19 protein-coding genes and 1 pseudogene are annotated in these 23,870 nt (G+C 50.7%); 7 read left to right on the top strand and 13 right to left on the bottom strand.

What is annotated here, in order from left to right:
• Positions 1-247 precede the first annotated feature (247 nt).
• From trxA to LLG96_05055, 3 genes are all read left to right on the top strand, one after another.
• Positions 248-571: a thioredoxin gene (gene trxA / locus LLG96_05065; protein ID MCE5249574.1), complete on the top strand. Its 324-nt coding sequence runs from the start codon at positions 248-250 to the stop codon at positions 569-571.
• 28 nt (positions 572-599) lie between these two features.
• The gene (locus LLG96_05060; protein ID MCE5249573.1) at positions 600-794 is read left to right on the top strand and encodes a DUF6132 family protein; all 195 of its coding nucleotides are present in this window, start codon (positions 600-602) and stop codon (positions 792-794) included.
• A 264-nt stretch (positions 795-1,058) separates the two neighbouring features.
• A complete protein-coding gene (locus LLG96_05055; GenBank protein ID MCE5249572.1) occupies positions 1,059-2,423 on the top strand; it encodes an FAD-dependent oxidoreductase in 1,365 nt (454 codons plus the stop codon).
• Positions 2,424-2,523: 100 nt separating this feature from the next.
• On the opposite strand, the gene LLG96_05050 is transcribed toward LLG96_05055, so the two are convergent.
• The 13 genes and pseudogenes from LLG96_05050 to LLG96_04990 form a co-directional block, all read right to left on the bottom strand.
• The gene (locus tag LLG96_05050) at positions 2,524-3,612 is read right to left on the bottom strand and encodes a PKD domain-containing protein (protein ID MCE5249571.1); all 1,089 of its coding nucleotides are present in this window, start codon (positions 3,610-3,612) and stop codon (positions 2,524-2,526) included.
• 502 nt (positions 3,613-4,114) lie between these two features.
• Positions 4,115-4,660 carry a hypothetical protein gene (locus tag LLG96_05045; protein MCE5249570.1) on the bottom strand — a complete coding sequence of 182 codons (546 nt, stop codon included), beginning with the start codon at positions 4,658-4,660 and terminating at the stop codon, positions 4,115-4,117.
• Positions 4,661-4,784: 124 nt separating this feature from the next.
• Positions 4,785-5,828 carry a sugar kinase gene (locus LLG96_05040; GenBank protein ID MCE5249569.1) on the bottom strand — a complete coding sequence of 348 codons (1,044 nt, stop codon included), beginning with the start codon at positions 5,826-5,828 and terminating at the stop codon, positions 4,785-4,787.
• A 100-nt stretch (positions 5,829-5,928) separates the two neighbouring features.
• Positions 5,929-6,141 carry a type II toxin-antitoxin system HicA family toxin gene (locus LLG96_05035; GenBank protein MCE5249568.1) on the bottom strand — a complete coding sequence of 71 codons (213 nt, stop codon included), beginning with the start codon at positions 6,139-6,141 and terminating at the stop codon, positions 5,929-5,931.
• 14 nt (positions 6,142-6,155) lie between these two features.
• Positions 6,156-6,413 carry a type II toxin-antitoxin system HicB family antitoxin gene (locus LLG96_05030; protein ID MCE5249567.1) on the bottom strand — a complete coding sequence of 86 codons (258 nt, stop codon included), beginning with the start codon at positions 6,411-6,413 and terminating at the stop codon, positions 6,156-6,158.
• Between the two features lie 294 nt (positions 6,414-6,707).
• Positions 6,708-8,027, bottom strand: coding sequence for a hypothetical protein (locus LLG96_05025; protein MCE5249566.1), 1,320 nt, complete (start codon positions 8,025-8,027; stop codon positions 6,708-6,710).
• A gap of 126 nt (positions 8,028-8,153) precedes the next feature.
• A complete protein-coding gene (locus tag LLG96_05020; protein MCE5249565.1) occupies positions 8,154-9,473 on the bottom strand; it encodes a hypothetical protein in 1,320 nt (439 codons plus the stop codon).
• Between the two features lie 297 nt (positions 9,474-9,770).
• Positions 9,771-10,059, bottom strand: a pseudogene (locus LLG96_05015) (GIY-YIG nuclease family protein).
• Positions 10,060-10,247: 188 nt separating this feature from the next.
• Positions 10,248-11,003 (bottom strand): TIGR00266 family protein, encoded by a 756-nt coding sequence (locus LLG96_05010; GenBank protein ID MCE5249564.1) that lies wholly within the window; start codon positions 11,001-11,003, stop codon positions 10,248-10,250.
• 73 nt (positions 11,004-11,076) lie between these two features.
• The gene (locus LLG96_05005) at positions 11,077-12,453 is read right to left on the bottom strand and encodes a hypothetical protein (GenBank protein MCE5249563.1); all 1,377 of its coding nucleotides are present in this window, start codon (positions 12,451-12,453) and stop codon (positions 11,077-11,079) included.
• A gap of 97 nt (positions 12,454-12,550) precedes the next feature.
• Positions 12,551-13,888 (bottom strand): hypothetical protein, encoded by a 1,338-nt coding sequence (locus tag LLG96_05000; protein MCE5249562.1) that lies wholly within the window; start codon positions 13,886-13,888, stop codon positions 12,551-12,553.
• Between the two features lie 91 nt (positions 13,889-13,979).
• Positions 13,980-16,304, bottom strand: a complete 2,325-nt coding sequence (locus tag LLG96_04995) for a glycosyltransferase family 39 protein (protein MCE5249561.1) — start codon at positions 16,302-16,304, stop codon at positions 13,980-13,982.
• 85 nt (positions 16,305-16,389) lie between these two features.
• Entirely contained in the window at positions 16,390-17,418 is a 1,029-nt protein-coding gene (locus LLG96_04990; GenBank protein MCE5249560.1) for a glycosyltransferase, read from the bottom strand.
• A 517-nt stretch (positions 17,419-17,935) separates the two neighbouring features.
• Between LLG96_04990 and LLG96_04985 the strand changes: the two genes are divergently transcribed.
• The 4 genes from LLG96_04985 (at position 17,936) to LLG96_04970 (ending at position 23,258) form a co-directional block, all read left to right on the top strand.
• A complete protein-coding gene (locus LLG96_04985; GenBank protein MCE5249559.1) occupies positions 17,936-18,793 on the top strand; it encodes a metallophosphoesterase in 858 nt (285 codons plus the stop codon).
• Positions 18,794-19,114: 321 nt separating this feature from the next.
• Positions 19,115-22,252 (top strand): isoleucine--tRNA ligase, encoded by a 3,138-nt coding sequence (gene ileS, locus LLG96_04980; GenBank protein MCE5249558.1) that lies wholly within the window; start codon positions 19,115-19,117, stop codon positions 22,250-22,252.
• Between the two features lie 327 nt (positions 22,253-22,579).
• Positions 22,580-22,900 (top strand): hypothetical protein, encoded by a 321-nt coding sequence (locus tag LLG96_04975; GenBank protein MCE5249557.1) that lies wholly within the window; start codon positions 22,580-22,582, stop codon positions 22,898-22,900.
• A gap of 13 nt (positions 22,901-22,913) precedes the next feature.
• A complete protein-coding gene (locus tag LLG96_04970) occupies positions 22,914-23,258 on the top strand; it encodes a hypothetical protein (GenBank protein ID MCE5249556.1) in 345 nt (114 codons plus the stop codon).
• Positions 23,259-23,870: the final 612 nt, after the last annotated feature.

Genomic DNA, 23,870 nt, shown 5'->3' with positions numbered 1-23,870 from the left:
GTCCTCACCAGGAACGTTCCACCGTACCGTGTTGAAAAGCGCATGGCATCCCCTCTGAAACCACTGATATAATACGTGCCGGAGCATTATCACCCACGGTCCGGCAGACATATGTAGTCTATCCATTTTTTCATTATCTGTCAAGGCAACAATAGGTGAAAAAACACTTGACAATGTCCGGACAATAATATATATTTATAGATAAATAGCTATTATGATATTACACTGACATCTCAAGGAGGTATTTATGGCTGCCGTACAGGAAGTAACCGATCAGACATTTCAGCATGAAGTGCTCAATTCCGATAAACCGGTGGTTGTTGATTTCTGGGCACCCTGGTGTATGCCCTGCCGTATGATGAGCCCAATTCTCGATGAAGTCGCCGTCAAAAACGACGGTAAGGCCAAGTTTATGAAACTCAACACCGACCTTAACCAGTCCACGGCTGTCAAGTATGGCATCATGAGCATACCCTCGCTCGTCTTCTTCAAGGGAGGCAAAGAGGTAAAGAGAATGATAGGGGTCAAATCCGCATCTGCGCTCGAGTCAGAACTTCACCAGGTGCTGTAACAGCATATAACCGGAAAATCGCTGAAAAATGAGGGCGAGGAGGAGAAACTCCATGCTGCGCATGATTTTAGGCCCCCTGGTGGGAGGTATTCTCGGATTTGCGTACTATAAGTTCATCGGATGCTCGAGCGGAGCCTGTCCGATAACGTCAAGTCCATGGGGATCAACACTGTATGGAGCGCTTATCGGATTCATGATTGCCTCCATGGGCGGCAGACACTGAAAATACAATCCCGAAGATATGGGTTTTACATATTCACTTGAAGGCGTTTGTCCACCAGAGGCAGACGCCTTTTTATTATTTCGGTTTGCCAGTCGTATTGTATTTCTCAAGACACTTCATGTTTCACTTTTCTCGAACCGCCCGAAAAGATTTGCCAATCGGCAGTAACTGTTTTACTTTACATACATTCTCATAACACTGTTGATCTCGACATAATCGATCTTGTGCGGATTTGAAAATTTGACTGTATGCAGGTGAACGACTATGAAAAAAAACATCAGACTTCTTGTCATCGGCGGAGTCGCAGCAGGGACGAAAGGAGCTGCAAAGGCGCGACGCGACGATCCGGACATGGAAATCACCATCATCACTGAAGAACCGTACATTTCATACGCCGGATGCGGGCTTGCGTACTATGTCGGTGATGTCGTCCGGAACCGCGAACAGCTGTTCGCCCGCTCTCCCGAGGCATTCAGGGAGAAGCAGAACATACCCGTCCTCACCCGTCACCGCGCCGACCGGATATCCACCTACGACCATGTAGTGAAAGTGACCGACATAGCGACAGGCGCGATCATCGATATGTCCTTCGACAGGCTGCTTATTGCCACCGGAGCATCCGCTGTTATCCCGCCAATCGAGGGGATCGGCTGTGAAGGTGTTTTCACCCTCCATACCATTCCCGACGCAGATGCCATCAAAGCCTATATAGCCGAACACAGCGTCAGTCACGCCTGCATCGTCGGCGGCGGATACATCAGCGCGGAATTGGCTGAGAATTTCCTCGCACGGGGCATCACCTCGACCATTTTCGAACAGGCGGATCATATCATGCCGCAGCTTTTCGATCAGGATATGTCCGTTCCGATAAGGGAACACATGGAATCGAAGGGGGTACAGGTACAGACCGGCGCCGCTGTGGAAAAAATCATCACCGATGCAAAGGGAGCTGTCCGCGCTGTCCTTGCCGGCGGCAGAGAATACGATTGCGGGATTGTGATACTCGCCGCCGGTGTCAGGCCGAATACGCAGCTCGCCCGTGAGGCGCGAATCATCCTGGGACCGACCGGCGCCATCAAAACGGACAAATATATGGAAACCTCCGCGAGGGGCATATATGCCGCCGGAGACTGCGCCGAATCGACTCACCTTGTCAGCGGGAAACCATGCTGGTTCCCGCTCGGTTCAACAGCAAACAAACAGGGACGTGTCGCCGGGGCGAATATCGCAGGCGGGCGGAAAACATTCAACGGTGTGCTCGGAACGTCCATCGTGAAAGTCTTCGATTTGTCGGTCGGGCGCACCGGTCTCAACGAACGCGAGGCAAAAGAGGCGGGCTTCAATCCTCTGTCCGTGACAGTGAAAACGCCTGTACGGGCCGGCTATTATCCGGGAGGCGGTAACATCACGCTCAAACTCACAGCGGACCGCGGTTCCCAGCGGTTGCTCGGCGCACAGGCATTCGGGGACAGCACCGTGGACAAGGTCATCGACACCGTGGCGACAGCACTCACCGGCCGTATATCCATTCCCGACCTGACCAATGCGGATATCACTTATTCACCGCCCTATTCAACACCGCTCGGCACGGTGATTGTTGCGGCAAGCGTTCTTGAAGAGATGTTGTAAACAATGCATGAAGCCGGTTATTTACCATATTCAATAATCCACGGATTCTCGCGGCTTTAATGCTTTTCGAGACAATTTTTATCAGCCGGGAAACAACCGGTCATTTTACCGCTACATCCCAGACCTTTGCCAGCTGTGATGTGCCGTCCGGCCCCTTTACGGTGAGCACGACAACGGTATACCTTCCCTCTTTTTCATAGATATGCACCGGATTCTGCTCGGATGATTTGACGCCATCGCCGAAATCCCACTCCCACGAAGTGACAGTGCCGTACGATTCATCCTTGAACGCTACGACACGGCGATCCATATCCGCGATAACGAACGACCATTGCGCCTCGATCGGCTTCCGAAAGCGCTTTTCGAGGGGCATGAGCCTGAAAGCGCAGAGATCGGAGGCATTCCCGTACATGGTGGTTTTATGCGAAAGGTTCCAGAACGCCTTGTATCTGCCCGAATCATGAACGCCGTCATATTCAAGAATACTCCATGAAACACCGATGATGGAATTCTCGGTGAGTTTCGACTCGACTGCACGCGAGGGGCTTTCGATTGGCGCATAATCAAAAGGAGTGATCCAGAATTCGAGAACGAGTTTCCCGCTTTCGCCATGTTTGAAATTATACGAATACGCCGCATTTGCATAAGGAAACTCGTAAATCCAGGGCTGGCATCCCCACACCATCGTCCACGATTTGTTCTCGGCAGGGGTGAATATGTGATAATTCTGGGCATGAACGCCATGAAACCGTGCGTACCGTTCCCATTTTGTGAGGAGCGAATCCGCGGGATGGAACTCCGTGATCAGCGGGCCACCGGAAAGATCGCCGTCCACAACGAGTTCGAAAATGTCGTTGTCGATACCGGAACTGTCGAAATCCCAGTAATCGTCATAAGCCTCGTACAGGAAGTAGAGTCTGTTCATTCCTTTCACCCAGCCGATCCTCACGGTAACATCCTTGTCCTTCGGATCTGTTTTCATCCCGTAAGTCGTATCGACAAGCTGATCCAGCCCGATGGCATACTCTTTCGGCACGATATCCCAGTCTTTTGTATCGCCGTCGATGCTGGGCATCATGTTCCGGGGAAACTGGAAAATTTTAAACTCGACTCCCGGCCGTTCAAGGGCATTCGCTGTCGAGAGCGTTACCATCCAGACAGATAGAATCAGGATACTCGTTCTCACCATGAAAACATTCCTTTCATTTGAGAAATAGTAAAATTTTATAAAGCATTTGAAGTCAAACAGTTATCCCGGATTAATTTAATAATTCACCAACGGGACACGGAGAAAAAACTCTCAATTTATCTGAAAACACCTTTTCGTCCTTTGTTGTGATCAAAGATGGTCATGAGGGATATTTATAAAAAAATATTCAACCACAAAGACACAAAAACACAAAGAGATATAATAGATTATTTATACTATAGTTAGTATCTATAAACAGCACATATTCAAAAAATGATATATAACAACAAATACGTAAAAAACCATCCGATCCGTATAAATCCGCGTTCTATTATAATCCATGAATAGATCGGGTTAAAAATATGCTGTAAATAATACCATTCACTATGGAATTGTCAATCGGGAATGATGATTTACACATCAATCGGCGTGATTACATTCCATTCATGGCTATGAACGTATCATTTCTTAAAGGATTTGAAAAAAGGGATGTCAGCCCGCATCATGCCCGTATATCGAACAGGACAATTACATCCTCGATTTCGACTATTCCACGGACAAGACCATAGAGAGGCCGCGGCTGTCCGTTAAGAATATTTTCTTTTTTAAATCCGCCGGGAAGGTCTTCTTCACCGATTTTGGAGGGCATTGGCGGGGGAGTCTGTTCCAGAAGAAACTGGCTGCGCTGCTCCATGGCGGGCTGCTGCGAAATGAGGCTTTTGAAGGCAAATATGTCGGTCGAGCCGACAGCGGGAGGCAGAGGCTCGGGAATCTGTTCCCTGGTAAAAGCACGCTGTTGGATTATGGCCGACCGGTCGCTCATCTTGTAGTACAAAGGCAGAACTTCCGTTGTTCCGAGTGCCGGAGGTAACGGCTCAGGATTCTGCTTGAGGGTGAATACACTCCGTCGTACTGTGGCTGATTGTTTGTTTAAGATGTTTTCAACCAGAGACGATTCGGCAGTTTCTTTTCCATTCGTCTGCTGTGTCAGGCCACGCATATCCGCGGAAACAGATGCGTCTCGAACACCGGAAATGGCACCGTTCATATTCCCGTCCTTCCTGTAACCGTTCTGATATTCCTATCGGCACAAACGGAAGAAATATTAAGGGCGCCCGTGAAAAAAACGGGCGCCCCGAATTGAAAAGATACATGATCGGTATAAACATGGTTTATCGCTGAACTCTCGCTCCGCCGCCGGCTGCAATTTTTTCAGCCATTCCGCGCGTGGCCATGCAGATGTCGCCAACATAGGTGTGCGTCAGATTCGACCAGGCGACAGCGAGCTCGAGGGCATCCTGGGTATCCATACCCTCGATAAGACCGCTTACCAACGCTCCGCTGAATGAATCGCCGCCGCCGAGGCGGTCGATGACATGAACCTCGTACTTTTTCGATTCAAAGAGCTTTCCGCTGGCACGGTCAACCACGATGGCACGCCACATGTTGATATTCGCCTGTATTACCTCCCTGAGTGTTGTCGCGACCATTTTTACATTGCCCCACCGGGAGAATACCTTATCGGCGACGACCTTGTACGCCCCGGTTTTCAGGTCTTTGTAGTTGTCGTCAACGCCCTCCGGAACGATGCCGAGACAGGTGGCGCAGTCCTCTTCATTGCCAATGACAATATCGACATACCCAACAATCTCAGACATGGTCTTCCTGGCCTGATCCTTCGTCCAGAGCTTCCCCCGGTAGTTGAGGTCGATAGATATTTTAAGCCCCATGGAGCGGGCTGTCTCGCAGGCTTCCATGCATACCTCGGCGACGTTCGCACCGAGCGCTGGGGTGATTCCCGAGAAATGGAACCACTTCGCGCCCTTGAAAATCTCTTTCCAGTCGAAATCGCCCTTTTTCACCTGCGAGATCGCGGAGCCGTACCGGTCGTAGGTTACAACATCCCCGCGGGAACCGTATCCCTGCTCGACAAGGTACTGCCCCATCCGTACGCGTCCGAGACCGTCGAATTTCACTTTTTTGATGCCGCCGCCGATTGCGTGACGGTCACACTGGGCTATGATACGTGCGCCGTACGGGTTATCGGGAACAACAGTGACGAACACGGCGGAATGCCCCATCCGTCTGCACGATACGGCCATATTGTATTCCGACCCGCCGACGAGTGAATAGAGCATATCGGCTTCCTCGAAGGGCAGGTGCTCGACAGGCATGAGCCGTATCATCACCTCTCCGAAAGTCACAACTTCAGACATAAGAACTCCTTTTTACTTCGATATAATTGTTAATGTTTAATTTGTAATATTTTGCCTTCGTTTTTTACGGATTGGTAGAGTTAAGGAAGATGTGAAGTAGTCATTCGGTAATCTTCATGAATTTCTCTATAGTCAATCCCGTCTGCCGGATAATCGCCCGTACCGTTGCCACAGGCATCGTTCCTGAATGGTTGGGTACAGTGACATACCGCCGCGTCTCCGGATGTCGCCAGATTTCATGGCTGCCTTTGGCCTGGCGCTCGAATACAAATCCGACTGCCCTTAAAGCGTGAATGACGTTTCGATATGTCATAGCGGACAAACGGCTCATGCAGGCGAAACCTCACTCACCACAACCGGAATAAACGCTGTCACCTTTTCTTCTTTCCGCGCCAGCGCAGCAGAAACAGCAGGGGGTAGAGGATCGCCGTGTTCAAGGTGCGCTTCGATAAGCTTTCGGGCGACATCCTGGGCGATCTCCATCGTTTCGGCGACGGTACGGCCCTGGGCAATCAATCCCTCAAGGTCATCACTGGTCGCCAGATACCCGCCTTCATCGAGCGGCTCGATCTGTATATGTACCATGATTTCACTCATACTATTCACCTCTCACATTTTACAAATATCTCAAATAATACAACTGCTTTCTTTGTCGTTGTATCAATCCCGAATACGTCAATAATCTTCACACATGTTTATGTATTTTTAAAATACACAATACCCTGCAATACGTCAACCATGAACAATGCAAAAAGATATAAATCCTGTCTATCATGTAAATCCTGTCTATTACAAACAAGGGAGCGGACACGCATATCCACCCCCTTGTTGAATACATTGTCATCCGCATCATCCGTTACAATCAGAGTTCCGGTACGATCAGAAACCCTGCCGCTGGAAATACAGTTTTACCGCCTCGTCGTACTCACGGCCGCCGACCTGATAGAATCCAAGCCAGAACCATGGTATCCAGCCGCGGCGGACCATCTCGTCGATGAACTGCGCGGTGAAGACCCACATGAGTATGTTATTCATGATGCCGCCGGGAGTACCGACCTTCTCCGGGATACCGGAAATTTCAACGAGACCCCCGCCTTCGGGGCAGTAATTGTCGATGAACACATCGGAATACTGCCGGAGATGGAGGGAGTTTCCCGGCGCGATGGAAACAATGAACATGCCCGTCTCACGGGCTTTTTTCGCCTCGTCGACAATCTTCTGTGAATCGGGTTCGATTGTCGCGAGAAGGTGGACATCGCCCTTTTTCATGTCATTGCGGAAGGCGTTGGTCATCATCGGCCCCATGGCCACACCGTTCGATTCGCTCTGGACACCGGGATGGTCGGTCGTCACATGGTAATGGGCGCCGTTCCCGATTTTTTCAGCGACAGTCGGGGCATGGTCGAACATGTAATTCTTCTGAAGACGGAATGCATCGTCCAGACGGCCAAGGAGCGTGCCCATAAAGAAGGCGGACTTGTCGACCGGCTGGGCATTCTTGTTTTTGAGCTTGTTGGCGACCTCGACCTGAAACATCCAGAAGAGGGACGCGAGAGAATTTGCCGAGCTCGGGCAGAGCTTCATTTCGGGAATCTCCGGACAGTCGACGACTCCCTGCGTGTAGGGAATATAGCTCTGGAGGATTATACTCGATACATCCCCAAGAAGCCAGTTGTTGACATTCGGCGACACAAAACCGCGGGGAGACCATTCGTTGTCGATGTAATTGACCGGCACACCAACAACATATACACCCTTGTCGCGGGCGGCGCGGACATTCTCGTTGACGAAGTTGGTCACGAGAACATCGCCGGCCTGCATTTTGGGGAAATCATCGTCGCTTTTCCGCGTGTGGCTCATGATGATTTTAGGATTCCCCTTATTTTCCATGTTGAACTCTTCATAGCACATGTGTCCTTCATGGGCATGGTACCACACGTTCCCGCCCTTTGTGATGGCCCCGGCCATGCGGGTTGAAAGATCGCCGATGAGACCCATCTCATTTCGTGCGATACTCCCCAGAATTTCCCTGACCCGGACATAGTACTGCTCGCCGAAATCCATGGTGTGTCCCCAGTTGTATTTCGATCCGGCGCGATCAGCGGCATCGGCATAACGGACACCTGTTCCCGTGCCCGCAGCACCCGCGGCAAGAACTGCGCCGGTCTTGAGGATATTTCTTCTCGAAAGCTTTGCCATATCACTACTCCTTATGTATGTACCCCATTCGTTCTCTGTGAACAACAACTGCTCAGCGTATCCGGCGCCGGGCCGCACGGAAAATCATGCACGATTCCCCGCAGCAGCTCCGTCCGGATACTCCTGTCAGAATCCCCGCTTCATGAAAAATGGCCGGACACCCTTGTTATATTCCGAGCCGCCGACGGTGTATCCTCCCATCCAGAACCAGGGAACCCAGCCGCGCCGTACCATCTCATCGACGAACTGGGATGTAAAAATCCACATGAGCCAATTGTTCATGACACCGGCTGCCACCGCAACTTTTTTGTCGAAACCCTTGATTTCGAATAGTCCTGCACCTTCCGGGCTCAGATTGTCGATGAATACATCGGAATACTTCCGAAGCTCGTTTGAATTTCCCGATGCGATGGAAACGACAAACATGCCCAGATCCTTTGCATCCTTCGCCTCCTTGACGATGGTTGCATCATCGGGCTCGATTGCGGCAAACAGGTGGACATCACCCTTTTTCCTGTCCTCACGGAACGCATTGGTCATCATCGGCCCCATGGCGACGCCGTTCGATTCGCTTTCCACACCCCGGTGCTCGCTCCGGACATGGTAATGACCGCCCTTGCCGATTCTCTTCGCTACGGTTGCGGCATGGTCGAACATGTAGTCTTTCTGGAGACTATAGGCTTCGGAAATACGTTCGAGAATGGTGTCGATATACCGGAGAGAGTAATCGACAGGTTTCGCCTTCTTATCCTTGACTTTACAGGCAACCTCGGACTGGAACATCCAGTACAGGGTGTTGAGCGAGTTCGCAGCGCTCGGGCAGAGTTTCATCTCCGGTATCTGCGGACACTCGACAATTCCCTGTTGATAGGGAACGTAGCTCTGGAGTATCACATTCGACACATCCTTGAGGAGCCAGTTGTTGACATTCGGCTGTACAAAACCGCGAGGTGCCCATTCGTTGTCCACATAACACACAGGGACGCCGACGACATATACCCCACGGTCGCGGGCGGCACGGACGTCCTCGTTGACATAATTGGTCATGAGCACATCGCCGGATTTCATCTTGTCGTAATCGCCGCCGTTCCACACAGTACTGCTCCTGAGGATTCCGGGATTCCCTTTGTTCTCCTCCTTGAACTCGACATACCCCATATGACCGGCCTGGGCATGCATCCATCCGTTCCCGCCCTTGTTCACCGCATCGGCCATACGGCTTGTCAGGTCGCCGATGAGACCCATTTCGGTCAGACGGATTCGCTCGACCATGGACTTCATGGTGCTATAATACTGCTCGCCGAAATCAACTGTTTGACCGCAGTTGAACCGTGTACCGGCCCGGTCGGCTGCCAATGACCGGCGAACTCCCGTTCCCGCCCCCGCGGCTCCGGCAGCTACCAACGCCCCGGTTTTCAATACATTTCTCCTCGACAGCTTCTTCACGATAGACCTCCTGGTTCAAAAATGTTGGCAAACATATGAAATGATTATAAAATCTATCCTTTCGGGGTTGATAATTGTGCAAGCCACACAGCGGATATTTTAAATTTCTTTGATAAGGTTCATGAATAAATTCTCTTATGGAGAGTTCTTCGTCATGCTGAACTTGTTTCAGCATCTATTGTTAAAAGAAACAGAAAAAATTTTTCACCATGTATACAAAAAACACACATGTTATAGAAGATAGACCCCGAAACAAGTTCGGGGTGACGGGCTGTTCCTCCGGTTTTATAGTGTTCTTTAAAACAATTCGCCGCTTAAATCAAGCATTTCCGGATTTACGCTTTTTATCAAGTTCAATTTCCATTCACGATGCCAGTTTTTCAATTGTTTTTCTCGTTCGATGGCATCAACAATCCTGTCAAACACTTCATAATAAACCAGATACTTGCATTTATACTTTTTTTGTGAACTTTGAACCATCTTCACTACAATGTTCGTCTATTCTTTTGGCAAGATTGCTCGTAATACCAATATAGAGTGTTGTTTTACTAAAGTTGGTGAGAATATACACATAACCTTTTGACATGTTATATTTTTCTGCCATAATTATATTATGAATAACGCCGTCATGCCGAACTTGGTTCGGCATCTATCCGGAGCGTTATTCCGGCAAAGGCCGATAGGCCCCGAAACAAGTTCGGGGTGACGGGCTGATCGTACCGAATTTTAGGTGACAGTAAAAGGTATCGGTTTTTTTGTTCGTGTTAACCGATACTACCGATCGCCGTCCAGAATCTTGCCGAGCAGGCCCGCTCCGCCGCGTCTCACCTCATCCTTCGTGCCGAACCCGGAGGCGCTTATCACCCGGTTGGCCATCCGCGAAAACGGCAGCGTCTGCATGTATACCGTTCCCGGCCCTGTCAGGCGGGCATAAAAGATGCCCTCGCCGCCGAACAGGGCGGTCTTGATACCGCTCACCATCTTTATATCATAATCAACCGACTCCTGAAATGCAACGAGACACCCGGTATCGACATTGAGACTCTCTCCCACGGCGAGCTCGTGTTTGATGATCGTTCCCCCGGCATGGATAAACGCATATCCGTCACCGGTGAGCTTCTGGAGAATGAATCCCTCGCCGCCGAAAAATCCGGCGCCGAGCCTCCGGGTGAACGCCACACTGATGGCTATGCCGTACGCACTGCAGAGGTATGCGTCACGCTGGCAGAGCATGGTACCGGTTTCCGCAAGGTTGACCGGCAGTATCTTCCCGGGATAGGGCGCGGCAAACGAGACACGGCGCCGGTCGCTGCCATTGTTGGTGAAAAGCGCAACGAACAGGGATTCGCCGCTCACGAGACGTTTCACGCCGCCGAGCAGTCCTCCCTGCATCTCAGTGGTCGCCTCGATGCCGTCCTCCATGAACATCATCGCCCCGGATTCCGCCTGCACCGTTTCACCGGGATCGAGGGTGATAATCGCCGCCTGCATGTCGTCGCCGACAAGTTTGTAGTCAATCTGGTGAGCCATGATATTCTCCTGTTATTGTATGTTCTTTCCAATGCTCAGCATCTGTTTATCGACGGTGAACCGTCTGAAAATCTCACTTTTTTTCTGCCAGCGGATTTTTCATCACGACCAGATTGGTTTCCGACACGCTGTATTTCAGTTTTTCCGGCGGCGTTCCGGTATGGTGAATAGCGACAAGCCGTTTTCCCTTTTCACTCCCGAGGTCGGTAAACGGTATGGTGCAGACGATGTACAGATTACCGTCCGTACCAACATCGAGCCCCTGGCAGTAGTTCGGCTTTCGTCCGTCATCGAGCTCGATCGGCCCGTGATCGACATACCGCCTCAGTGAAATTTCATAGGTCACGAGATGGAGCTCAGACGTTCTTATCTTTGTCCCCGGCATAACAGCCGGTGCGCCGGCAATATAGTACACGGTTTTCCCGTCCCGCGAAAGCTCGAACGCCATGCTCGCTCCGGCACGGCCCCCCGACTTTCTTACCGGAGCGGATGCGATACGGTCGATGATTTCGAGTTCGCCGCTGTGAGGTTCGAAAGAGAAAAGATACTCGGTATGGGTATCGACGCCATAAAAACGCTGATATGCGTCGCTCCACCGTATGGAACGCCAGTAAACCCTGTCGAGTCCGGGTTTCCGCACCTGGAGGATCGGCAGATCAAAACGGGGTTTTTCAATGGTCGAAACGGTGTTTTTTGTGTAATCGTAACACGCGATTGTATCGTCCATATTGTGCCAGTAAACATTGCCGTCACGGGGATCCACACCGAGCGATCGCGGCCCCGGCGCGCTCAGGGAATCGGTGATATCGGGCGTGGCAACCGATTTTCCGAACGATCTTATCGTCCCTGTCGATATGTCGTAACAAATGAATTTGAGACCGGGCCAAGTAACCGTATACATCCTTCCTCGCGCCGTATCCATGCTCATGGTCACCATGCCCTCACCGGGCTCCCCGATGCCGTAATCATGGAATGCGCCCATCTTGAGATCATAGCTCATGAAATGCCCGCCGGGATAAGGGCCGAGGTTCCCGCCCTGGTAGACGCCGCCCTGCGTTCCGAAATAGAGTTTGCCGTCCTTTTCATACAGATCGCAGTGAATCTTGCTCTGGGAGAACACCTTTGTCCTGTCTTCGCCGAGAATATCGTTGACATTCCCGATCGTATCGGCTTTGCCGGTACGGGGATCGTACCGAAACATACACGCATTCGAATTGGGACGCTGAGAACCGATTGCGTAATAGACATTACCGTCCGAAGCCTGCTGTATCGCATGGTAGTTCGTCTCGCCGTAAAGAAATCCGGCGTCGATCATCTTCCCGATCACCGGTCCATCACGGTAAATCACCGACGGTTCCCGTGTCTGCTGTTGTGACTCTGCCTGACCCGTCCGGACGATCCCGGACATCCCAGCGAGCATCATACCGATGTACAGGAGATTTCGTATCATGTTCCGCGCTCCCTGTATTGGTGATTTCCTGAATATGAGAAAGCACATATTTTCCGCTTTTCATCTTGAAACGGCAACAATGACTTCCCCCGGCAGCTCAACGGCTATAAGGGTTTTTAATGGCGATGAGATTGATCTCCTGAAGATTTTTGCTCCGTTCGATCTCAAGCGCCGGTTTCCCGCCGGTGGCTATCTCGATCATCTTTTTCCCCTTTTCGCTCGAAACATCGGTAAAAGGAATCCAGGCGGCAATGTAAAGATTACCGTCAGTACCAACTTCGAGCCCCTGACAGTACCGCGGTTTACGCCCGTCATCGAGTGTAATCGCGCCATGATCGACATACCGTCTGAGCGGAATATCGTAGGTGACCAGGTGGAGCTCCGTATCGGTTGTCCCGTCCGGTTTCAACGCTTCGCTGGGGGCGATGTAATATACGACGTTTCCGTCACGAGATAGTTCGAACGCGAGAGAACTGTACGTGGTTTTCCCCGTTTTCCTGTTCGGCGCCGAAGCGATGCGGTCTAAGATTTCGAGGTCGGCAGTTTTCGGCTCGAAAGAAAACAGCCAGTCGCTGTAATACATGATCCCGTAAAATCTCCCCATACTTTCGCTCCATCGTATCGAGCGCCAGACACACCCCACGGACTTATCGAGGGGAATATGGAACATGGGAGCGTCGAATTTTGGCCCGCTGAGCGTTTCCACAACGTTCTTTTCATAGTTGAAACAGGCGATCGTATCATCCATATTGTGCCAGTACGCGTTGCCGGTCCGGGGATCGATGCCGATCGAGCGCGGTCCCTGCATGATTACGGGGGCATAAGCCTCTTCCCATTTCTCGATTTTCCGGGATTTCACATCGCAGTACAGAAAATTGTACCCGGGCCAGGAAATGGCATACATTCTCATGCGTTTCGTATCCATGCTCATGGCGACGAGACCCTGGTGCGGAGCCCCGATACCGAAATCCTCGAATTTCTCCGTTTTGAGATCATAGCTCATGAAATGCCCGCCGGGGTATGTACGGTCGTATGCGCCGGCATGGGTTCCGAAATAGAGCTTGCCGTTGACCTCGTATATATCGCCATGAACCTTGCCCTGGTTGATGACCTTCGTCCTGTCCTCGCCGACCACATCGGTGAGGTCTCCGAGCATCTTGACTTCGCCGCTCTTCGGATTGTAGCGGAACATCCGGGCGCCGGCGGCTTTATTGTGCGAACAGATGACATAATAGACATTGCCGTCCGATGCCTGTATGATACCGTGATAATTCGAGTCACCGTACAAAAATCCGGCATCGATCATTTTTCCCGTCACCGGTCCTTCCTTGTAAACGGCGCCGGGCACGCGGTCATCGGCAGCCATCACGGCAGTTACAGCCACCGACAACAGTACAACCATAATGGCGCTGAGTATCAGAGCGCTACGTTTCATAACATCCTCCCATGAAGTAAATATAATACAATGATTTATACCGATTTTCTCATGAATAGGGATTAACCTCGTAATGGTTACTTTCCCCTGTCTATCTCTTAATAACCCTGAAATCACTCAATACCGCCTGCGTTTCGATACTGTCGGGGCCGTACTTGAACGCTTCACGGGCACAGCGGATGGTAATCTCGCCGGTGGCACCGCCGTCGAGATGAAACGGTCCGGCTTCACAGGTCACCGGCGACGGCCCGATAATTGATGGAGCAGCATCGGAGCCGTTGTTCCACCGAACTGTCAGTTCACGGCCTTCGTCATCCGATTCGGCAATAAAGCTGATGGAAAAGTCAACCGGTTCACCGGAAAGGTTGACAGCGGTCACCCTGCCGTCATGGTGCATCATGCGAACGAGTTTCTCCGTCTTGCTGACATGGGGCCAGGGATAATAAAATGACGCTGTTGTATCGAAAAACGCCGATACCCAGCCGATTTCCGGGATGAAACCATCACGATCCGTAACCCCCGGCACCTGATCGTACGGGCTGCGGTAATCGAACACGAGGGCAACCGGATTCGGTTCAGCGGTGATTTCGTAGAGATCGGCGAACGTGTAATCGTAAGGGCTCTCGAATTCGTCCTCCTGAGGGTCCTTGTCGTTACGGCAGACCGGATTAAGACCTTCTAAAGTCCCCGCCTGAAAACCCGGCGCGATAAATCCCCTGAAGATGACAGTCTTTGTCGCAATAACATGATGGTATGTGAGATGCGTGATGCCGAGATAGCGCAGCGCGGCTAAATTGCAGTATTCCTGCGCCTCCATGGGAACCTCCATCTGACGGTAGAACGGCCGTATCCGTTCGGGAACCCTTCCGAGACCGAAGTACGGGTTGAACAGGCTCTTTCCGTGCACCGTCTGGTAATAGAGATATCCCTGATAGAGATTGCCGTTATTTCTCCGGAGGGGAACTTCGATAATCTTCGCATCCCCGGGGAGGTCGCGGATACGCTCGTACACCGCTGGATTATGGCTGAGATCGACAGAAAGCGCCGGAGGAACAATCGCATATTCGAGCAGCATGGTGACCGTAAGAATCCCCAGGAGAATTCCTTCGGCGGATACGGTTTTCATCTGCCGGAACAGATATGCGGCGCCCATCCCCGCGAGCACGGCGACCGAAAGCTGCACAAAAACCTTGTAGATCAGTATCCGGCGGGCGAACGGGGCATAAAGCGCATGAATGAGCCCCGAGGGAGAGTTCGGTCCCATGGTGGACCAGAACGCCACAGCCGCGGCTGCAAGGAAAATCCACGACACGGGTCTCGCTCCTTTAATCAGACCGAGAACAGCCAGTGCAAGAGCTATGTACCCGACATAAGCGACATTGCTGTCAGAATTTTTCTCGGGACGTTCGACAGCATCCCAGTATGTTTCCTTGAAATTACCCTTGAAAAGCGCGCTTCGCGGGTGAGGGACGAGATAATCAGAGGGTTTGAGGGAGAGTTCCGCAAGCTGGGCTTTCGTCCGCTGAACCTGTTCCATGGTTGCCTGCCCGCCGATGACAACCTTGTAGTAAAAGCCGAAAAGCACCACGAGAACAGCGAGAACAATCCCCGCTTTTACCCAGGCTTTCAGAGCATCGGGGGTGAGGATGTCATGCACAAAGCCGCCGAATCCCCGACGGTTTCCGTAGACATGCCAGAGCGCATATCCCGCCAGAATCACGATGGTGTGAACCGGAAGGTAGACGAGATAGTACGGCATGGAGAAAAGGATATTGAAGAGGAGAAAAACACCGGCCAACAGTGCATTTTTCCATGTCCGGTCCTCGATGAATCTGAGCAGAAAGAGTGTATAGAACGGTATCCACTGCACCTGAGTGGAATCGAACGTCGTATACGACCGCACCATCATATTGGGGCAGAATGCATAGATGATTCCCCCGATAAATCCGGCGACCGGGCTCTTCGTAATATGCCGCACGAGGAAAAACGCTCCGAGACCCGATACAATAATGTTGAAGAGAATGGCGAAGTTATTGCTGAAAAGATGTCCGAACAGGATGGTGACCGGAAGCTGGGCGAAACCGGTGAAATTGGTGAAAACCATCCTCGATCCGAAAGGCGCAGCGATAAGCGGGCAGATGAGCGGCGATGTTTTCAGCCCGGCCACCGCTTCCTTCATCCACCAGAAATAGTAGTGTATCGTGGCGAACAGGTCGGTCGAAATGTGATCGTAAAAACCGTAAATGGAACTGTTCATCCTGAAAATGAGCGGAAACGTGAGCAGACAGGCAATCACCGTATAAATTCCCGCAGCTGCGAGTCCGGGCAGCGGGATATACTCCGTGAGCGTTTTTCCCGGAGCCTGAACAGGAGCAGGTTCGATCTTCCGAGCGTATGTTTTTTTCTTCTTTGCCACGATCTTTTCCCTTTCTGATCGTCAGTATCCCATGACACAGCCGGTTTCTATCGGAAACCCGTTTCTCTCAACACCACTTATAATTTCACTGTTTCCATGTCGTTCTATCGTATTCTCCAACGCCGAGAAACGAACGGACTGTCCCCCATCCGTATTCCCACAGGGTAATCCAGCAGGCGATCGGGTGAAACCACCATGCGCTATCGGGTTTATGGAGATAGCCCCGCACCGACTGAACCATGAGAGGGAGTACGGTAATCGTGTAAAGGACAAATATAATATAACGCCGGGCAGGAACAGCCCTGTAATCGTATGTCCGGCTTTTCCTTTTTTTATGATGAAGATAATCGCCGATTCTCCGCGCCTGCTTTCTCCCGAAGGTCGCCACACGGTCGCAGTAGAGATGGCGAATCCCGGTCTTCATGACTCCGATACGGTTATGGCCGCTCCTCACCATCTGCTGGAAGACATCGATGTCGAAGTAGTACGGCTTCCAGTCGAGTCCATCGAGCGCCGTGCGACGCACGATAAAACCATTCGCTCCGAAAGTGGGCACCGCATCGGGACTGATATCAGCGATAATCGCGTCGGGTGTATCGGTTGTAGTTTCAAGCCGCATTCCGGTGAACTTCCGCGAGAGATGACTGTACCGGTTGTAATTCCCGAGGAAATAGCAGATCGGGTCATTCACTCCGATGAGAGCGCAGTAGCGGTTTACGAGGGTATCACCGGAATCGAATGTCCATTCGATGGGTTCGGCAGCCGCGACTGACGGATTTTCGAGCACCCGCGCTGCCCGTGAAAAATACCCTGTGTCATCGAGAGTATTGTCCGAATCCACGAGTGCGAGAAGGTCTCCGGTCGAAGCTTCGATAGCGGCAGCCTTGCCGGCCTCGCCCGTTTTGAGGGGATTGGGAACAATCCTGTCGACCCCGTACTGTCCAGCAATATCGAGTGTGCGGTCTGTCGAGCCGCCATCGGCAATGACAATCTCCACGAGTTCACGGGGATAATCCTGCGCCCGCAGCGCTTCAAGACATCGATCGAGGGTACGTTCGGCGTTGAGAGTGGGGATTATGACGCTTATCTTCGGAAGGTATCTTTGTGAATTCATAAACCGTTTTTATCTGAAAATATTCATGAACAGTTTATCCCGATCTATTTAATAATATTATAGAACGCGGATTTTCGCGGATTTTTATTTTTAATTAAATCTTTCAGGTGTTAACGTTTAATAATTTCTAACAATAATACAAATAATATGTTATATAAATTCGTGTCTTCGTGTCTTCGTGTCTTCGTGGTAATATTGTTATGAATAATCCGGATTAACCACGGAGAAACAGAGATACGGAGGAAAACTCATATTTATCTGAAAATACTTTCCTGTCCTGTGTTGTGACCATCCATGGTCATGAACTGTTTTTCCCATTATCGGTCTGTTGAAAAGAAATATTATTATGAAATTAGCAAAAAAAACCTTGTTAATCAATCATTAACTCAATTATATATTTTCGGGGAAAAATATATTGACCACAATTCCGAAAGCCCGGTGGAATCCCATAATGCTTAATAAGTACAAATTATCCCGTCGCTTTTCAGACACATACCACTGCTCACGGCGAGCTTTCATGAAAACCGGATGCACATCGGCCGCAGGTCTGGTTGGCTGCACATTAATCCATAAGGATACCATGAAGTCCGCACAAAAGAAAGACAGTCTGGTTTTCGGTGTTATTACCGATCTTCACTATGCCGACAAGGATATGAACATAAACCGTTATTACCGCGAATCCGACACAAAGCTGCGGGCCTTCATCGAGACATGCAACTCCCTCGGGCCCGCCTTTGTCATCGAGCTCGGCGATATCATCGACAAAGCCGACAGGGAAACCGAAACCGGCTATCTTGAAACCATCGACGGTATCTTCTCGTCATTCGCGGGTAAACGGTATTATGTCCTTGGCAACCACGATGTGGCGACATTTTCGAAGGAAGAATTCATCCGGTACACCGGTATGACCGGAAATTACTACTCGTTCGATGAGGGCACTCTCCATTTCATCGTTCTCGATGCAAATTACAACGGTGACGGCTCGGATTATAACGCGGGCAATTTCGACTGGACCCAAACCTATATCCACCCTCCCCAGCAGGAATGGCTCAAAGCGGATCTCGCGAAAAGCCTCAGCAAAACAACCATTGTCTTCGTCCACCAGAATCTCCATGACGAGGATAATCCGCACGGGGTAAAAAACGCCCCGGAAATCCGCTCCATACTCGAGCATGCAGGCAATGTGAGGCTTGTCTTCCAGGGACATGACCACAAGGGAGCCTCCGCCACAATCAACGGCATTCCCTATATTTCGCTCAGAGCCGCGGTCGAGGGTTCGACGCTTGAGAACAATGCGTACGCCATAGTTCATATCCGCAGGGCCGGAGGACTGTCGATCGAGGGATACGGGAAACAGGCAAGCTGCGAAGTTTAAGGAAAGATTCGGAAAAGGCCGCGCTTCTCCTTTTCATGGAAGATAACCACGGCAGAGCTTGTATTCTTATTCTCAAGTTATTATATTATAAGATTAATTCCAATGTTTACATACTGATTAACGATATAGGAGGGCTGTGAAAAAGTATATTTTTCACGAGTCCCATGACGAAATGTGTTGTTTGTTTGCTGTCAAGGGCATGTAAGCTTGTCCCCGAATCATTAATCGGGGATCAGCACTTCGTGCCGTCCCTTGACAGCCTATATCCACGTAAAAGATGTTTATCACAACGCTCATAGAGGCAGAGGAGTATACCATACAGTGAGTCAAAAAACGAAACAGAAAAACGTATTCAATCCCGTTTCTCCGAAACCGGATTTCCCGGCGGTCGAACAGGAAATTCTGAAATTCTGGAAAGCCGATGGAACATTCGAAGAATCGGTAAGATTCAGACAGTCGGACGGCCGTGATTATGTGTTTTACGACGGCCCGCCATTTGCCAACGGCCTGCCCCATTATGGCCACGTACTTACCGGTTATGTCAAGGATGTCGTCCCCCGTTATAAAACCATGCAGGGCTGTCATGTTTCCCGCAGGTTCGGATGGGACTGTCATGGTCTTCCCGCCGAAATGGAGATGGAAAAAACCGCCGGTATCCACGGCAGGGTTCAGATTCTCGATTATGGCATGGCCCGCTTTAACGAGGGTTGCCGGAGTCTCGTCCTCAAGTATGTCGACGAATGGGAGCGCGTGGTAACCCGTCAGGGCCGATGGGTCGATTTCAAGAACGACTACAAGACCATGGACACGGACTACATGGAAAGCGTTCTCTGGGCATTCAAGTCTCTCTACGACAAGGGGCTTATCTATGAAGGATCACGGGTGCTTGCCTACTGCACCCGGTGCGAAACGCCGCTTTCCAACTTTGAAACCCGCATCGACAACTCGACCCGTCCCAAACAGGACCCTGCCATTACGGTGCTTTTCAGGCTCAATGATTCGGACAGGCTGCCCGCGAACACGAGTCTGCTCGTATGGACGACGACCCCGTGGACGCTCCCATCGAACCTCGGCATCGCAGTTGGCGCGAACATCGATTATGCGCTTTTCCGCGAAGGGAATACCCACTATCTCATCGCCGTGGAACGCGTCGAGGCATACAAAAAACAGCTCCAGAACGCCGAGAAGGTGAAAACCCTCAAGGGATCGGAGCTTGTGGGGCTTACCTACATTCCGATGTTCGATTATTTTGCCGATACCCCGAATGCGTTTACCATCATGGCCGGGGACTTTGTCACCACCGAGGACGGCACGGGTATTGTTCACATGGCCCCGGGATTCGGCGAGGATGACCAGAAACTCTGCGACGCCAACGGCATCCCGACCATCACGCCGGTCGATTATCAGGGCATGTTCGACGAGCGCGTCCCCGATTACAAAGGCATGAATGTGTTCGACGCCAACCGTGACATCATCCGCCGTCTCAGGGACGAAGGAGTTCTCGTCCGCCACGATACCATCGAGCACAATTACCCATTCTGCTGGCGGTGCGATACGCCGCTCATCTACCGGGCATTCCCTTCATGGTATGTGAAGGTCACCGCCATCAAGGATCGCATGCTCGAACTCAACCAGCAGATAAACTGGATACCCGAACACATCCGGGACGGCCAGTTCGGGCGATGGATTGCCGAAGCGCGCGACTGGTCGATCTCACGCAACCGTTACTGGGGTACGCCGCTTCCCGTATGGGAGTGCGATAACAGGCAGTGCGGGCACCGCGACGTTTATGGTTCCATAGCGGACATGGAGAACGATTTCGGCACAAAAATCACCGATCTTCACCGGCCGTACGTTGACGAGCTCACCCGTCCCTGCCCCGACTGCGGGGGGACTATCAGGCGTATCGAGGATGTCCTCGACTGCTGGTTCGAATCGGGATCGATGCCCTACGCCCAGGTGCATTACCCGTTCGAGAACAAAACGTGGTTCGAGAACAATTTCCCGGCCGACTTCATTGTCGAATACATTGCCCAGACACGGGGCTGGTTCTATACGCTCATCGTGCTCTCGACCGGACTGTTCGGCAAGCCCGCATTCCTCAACAGCATCTGCCACGGCGTCGTGCTCGATGAAAACGGGCAGAAGCTGTCAAAACGGCTCAGAAATTATCCCCCGCTCGACGATGTCATGGAATCCATCGGCTCCGATACACTCCGGTGGTTCCTCATGAACAATTCCATTCTGCGCGGCGGCAATCTCCAGCTCGATCAGGAGGGCAAGGCCATCATGCAGGCGCAGAAAGGGGCGCTGTCTCCCCTCTGGAATTCATACTACTTCCTTGTGCTGTACGCTAACATCGACGGTTACCGGCCGGTCATACGAACGGATTCCGTGAACGAGATGGATGTATACATCATCTCCAAGCTCTCGGAAACGCTCGAAAAAGTGACCGCGTCCATGGATACGTACGATATCCCAGGCGCATGCTCGATCATCGAGGAGTTCATGGAAATTCTCACCAACTGGTATATCCGGAGAAACCGCCGCCGGTTCTGGAAGAGCGAATCGGACAGCGACAAGAAGGATGCGTACGATACGCTCTATATGGTGCTCGTGACGGCATGCAGGATGACTGCGCCGCTCTTACCGTTCACGGTCGAGTCCATGTATCGTAACCTGACGGACAAGCGGTCGGTTCACCTCGCCGACTGGCCAAAGCCATCGGAACTGTCGCTGAATGAAACTATCCTGCGGCGCATGGATGCGGTAAGAAGAGTGTGCTCCCTCGGTCACGGCGTCCGTCACCAGAACCGCATCAGGGTTCGCCAGCCCCTCATCGAGGTCATTATCGCCGGTAAGGATGCCCATCTCGCCGAGCCGTACACCGAGATAATCATGGACGAGCTCAATGTGAAGAATGTGAGCTTCACCGACGATGTCGGTGTGATGGGCCGTCAGGAAATCGCCGTGGACGCCCGCGTTCTCGGCCCCCGCCTCGGAAAGAAGATGAAGGATGTCCTCGCGGCGGTCAAATCGGGCAGCGGTGTCATTCAGGAGGACGGAACACTCCTTGCCGCCGGCGAAGTCATCGAGCCGGGTGAGTTCGAACTGCGGATTATCGCCGAGGAAGGGCACGCCTGCATGTCGGACGGAGGGCTGTTCGCCTGTCTGGACCTCCATATCGACCGCAGCCTCGAGCTCGAGGGGCTTGCCCGCGATGTCATCCGCCTCGTGCAGAACGCACGCCGTGAGGCCGACCTCGTCCCCGACGACCGTATCAGGCTCGGTCTCAATGTTCAGGGCGATCTCAGGGAAGCGATCACGAAACACAAGGACTTCATCAAGACAGAAGTGCTCGCCACCGAGCTCAACCTCGGCGCGCTCACCGAGCCGTTATACACGGAAAAGGTCGATATCCAGGGCGACGAGATGGAGATCATGCTGGCGAAGAAGTAGGGTATCCACGAACACGCAAAACAGAATCCGGCAGCACCGAACGGTAACGGTGCTGCCGGATTTTTTATACGATTTAACCAATATCAGCAAATATTTTCTCATTATTTTCAAATTTTGTGATCTGCATCACATTTTATTTCATTACCTTCCTCAATATATTAGTACCCATATAATACTGTTCATTATACTGGTGATATAAGGCATATTTTTTAGATAATAAACACCTCTTACGTGTACAAATATATCGTTTATACCCGCAATAAATGATGTTTATGGCGGAATATATCCGTCAAATATGTAAAAACCATCAAAAATGGGGGTAAAATCATGAAAAAACGATTATTCTGTGCATTTATTATCGCAGTATGTCTGTCCGCAGTTGCGGCAGCCGGAGACGGAAGCTGGCGACAGTTCACCACGGCGGACGGTCTCCCGGCAAACGAAGTACGGGCGATTGCCGAGGATGCGAACGGTGTGCTGTGGTTCGGCACCGACGGCGGCGGAGTGGCGCGGTATGACGGCGCGAGTTGGACGGTGTATGGTGAAAAGGACGGGCTTGTGAACAACGAGGCACGCGAACTGGCTTTCGATAAGGATGGTGTTCTCTGGGTCGGAACACCGCGGGGAGTGTCGAGGAACGATCAGTAACAATACCCTGTCTGTGAACAGGATTTATGGCCCGACATCGGGGAAATATATTTCCGCACTATGTTTCTGGCTCGGGGCAAGCAAAAAACTCATGATAGGGGTGAAAGAAACGACATCGCCCTATAATGTACGAATATATTATCAAACACTTGCCAACCCGTTGTCGCTGACAAATACAACGAGCGATTCGTTTTCATCATCGACCAATCTCCTGAGCATGGCAGGAAATGCAAATTTCATCTATCTTGTCAAACACAATGACGATACCGGAGATAGTAAGATTCTGCATTATACAGATGACTATACCATCGTTGCCTATGATAAGCTCTTTAACTCAAAGTGGTGGCTCTATTTCTAAAATTATTTCAATTGAAGAGGGGATATATATCCCCTCTTCAGATGGTAAGTAAATGAGAAAAAAATATATACTGCTATTTTACATGATATTATGTAATTATGTTTTGGCTCAAAACATAATTCCTATTAAAAATCCATCAATAGGTTTATGGTTATATTGCAGTTCAAGTGACAGCACTTTTGATATTATTAATGATGGTGGCAATGTTCATCCTTCAACTATTAAAAGAGAATATTATTCTGTTGGGGTAGATTCATCTAATATAAAATGGTTTGGTTCCCGTAATGGAGTTTTTACTTATAATGGACAATCATGGGGAAAAATACAGTTTTATGATGATAGATATTATGATTTTAATGATATTACACAAATTGCTATAGATAAAAATAATCAATATTGGTTTCGCATTTCTGTACATGAAGGTCTTTATCTAAACTTTGATATAATTCGCGCTTATGATGGTAATCAATTTATTGACTTTCAAAACAGCAGTTATCATGCAATTTTTTCTACCGGTGATCAAGAAGGGTGGGTTGTTTTCATTAATTCTTTAAAAGTGGATTATAAAAGTAGAAAGTGGATTTCACATGAAGTGTATGGAATTATAAGTTT

Source organism: bacterium (genome assembly GCA_021372535.1).
In the GTDB taxonomy this organism is placed as follows: Bacteria; Latescibacterota; Latescibacteria; order Latescibacterales; family Latescibacteraceae; genus JAFGMP01.
The sequence above is the reverse complement of the archived record's forward strand: the minus strand, read 5'-3'. Positions and strand labels throughout refer to the sequence as shown.

Bases quoted from the DNA above. Each gene is read 5' to 3' on its own strand.
- trxA (MCE5249574.1), top strand. From the start codon at position 248: ATGGCTGCCGTACAGGAAGTAACCGATCAGACATTTCAGCATGAAGTG.
- LLG96_05060 (MCE5249573.1), top strand. From the start codon at position 600: ATGAGGGCGAGGAGGAGAAACTCCATGCTGCGCATGATTTTAGGCCCC.
- LLG96_05055 (MCE5249572.1), top strand. From the start codon at position 1,059: ATGAAAAAAAACATCAGACTTCTTGTCATCGGCGGAGTCGCAGCAGGG.
- LLG96_05050 (MCE5249571.1), bottom strand. From the start codon at position 3,612: ATGGTGAGAACGAGTATCCTGATTCTATCTGTCTGGATGGTAACGCTC.
- LLG96_05045 (MCE5249570.1), bottom strand. From the start codon at position 4,660: ATGAACGGTGCCATTTCCGGTGTTCGAGACGCATCTGTTTCCGCGGAT.
- LLG96_05040 (MCE5249569.1), bottom strand. From the start codon at position 5,828: ATGTCTGAAGTTGTGACTTTCGGAGAGGTGATGATACGGCTCATGCCT.
- LLG96_05035 (MCE5249568.1), bottom strand. From the start codon at position 6,141: ATGACATATCGAAACGTCATTCACGCTTTAAGGGCAGTCGGATTTGTA.
- LLG96_05030 (MCE5249567.1), bottom strand. From the start codon at position 6,413: ATGGTACATATACAGATCGAGCCGCTCGATGAAGGCGGGTATCTGGCG.
- LLG96_05025 (MCE5249566.1), bottom strand. From the start codon at position 8,027: ATGGCAAAGCTTTCGAGAAGAAATATCCTCAAGACCGGCGCAGTTCTT.
- LLG96_05010 (MCE5249564.1), bottom strand. From the start codon at position 11,003: ATGGCTCACCAGATTGACTACAAACTTGTCGGCGACGACATGCAGGCG.
- LLG96_05005 (MCE5249563.1), bottom strand. From the start codon at position 12,453: ATGATACGAAATCTCCTGTACATCGGTATGATGCTCGCTGGGATGTCC.
- LLG96_05000 (MCE5249562.1), bottom strand. From the start codon at position 13,888: ATGAAACGTAGCGCTCTGATACTCAGCGCCATTATGGTTGTACTGTTG.
- LLG96_04990 (MCE5249560.1), bottom strand. From the start codon at position 17,418: ATGAATTCACAAAGATACCTTCCGAAGATAAGCGTCATAATCCCCACT.
- LLG96_04985 (MCE5249559.1), top strand. From the start codon at position 17,936: ATGAAAACCGGATGCACATCGGCCGCAGGTCTGGTTGGCTGCACATTA.
- LLG96_04975 (MCE5249557.1), top strand. From the start codon at position 22,580: ATGAAAAAACGATTATTCTGTGCATTTATTATCGCAGTATGTCTGTCC.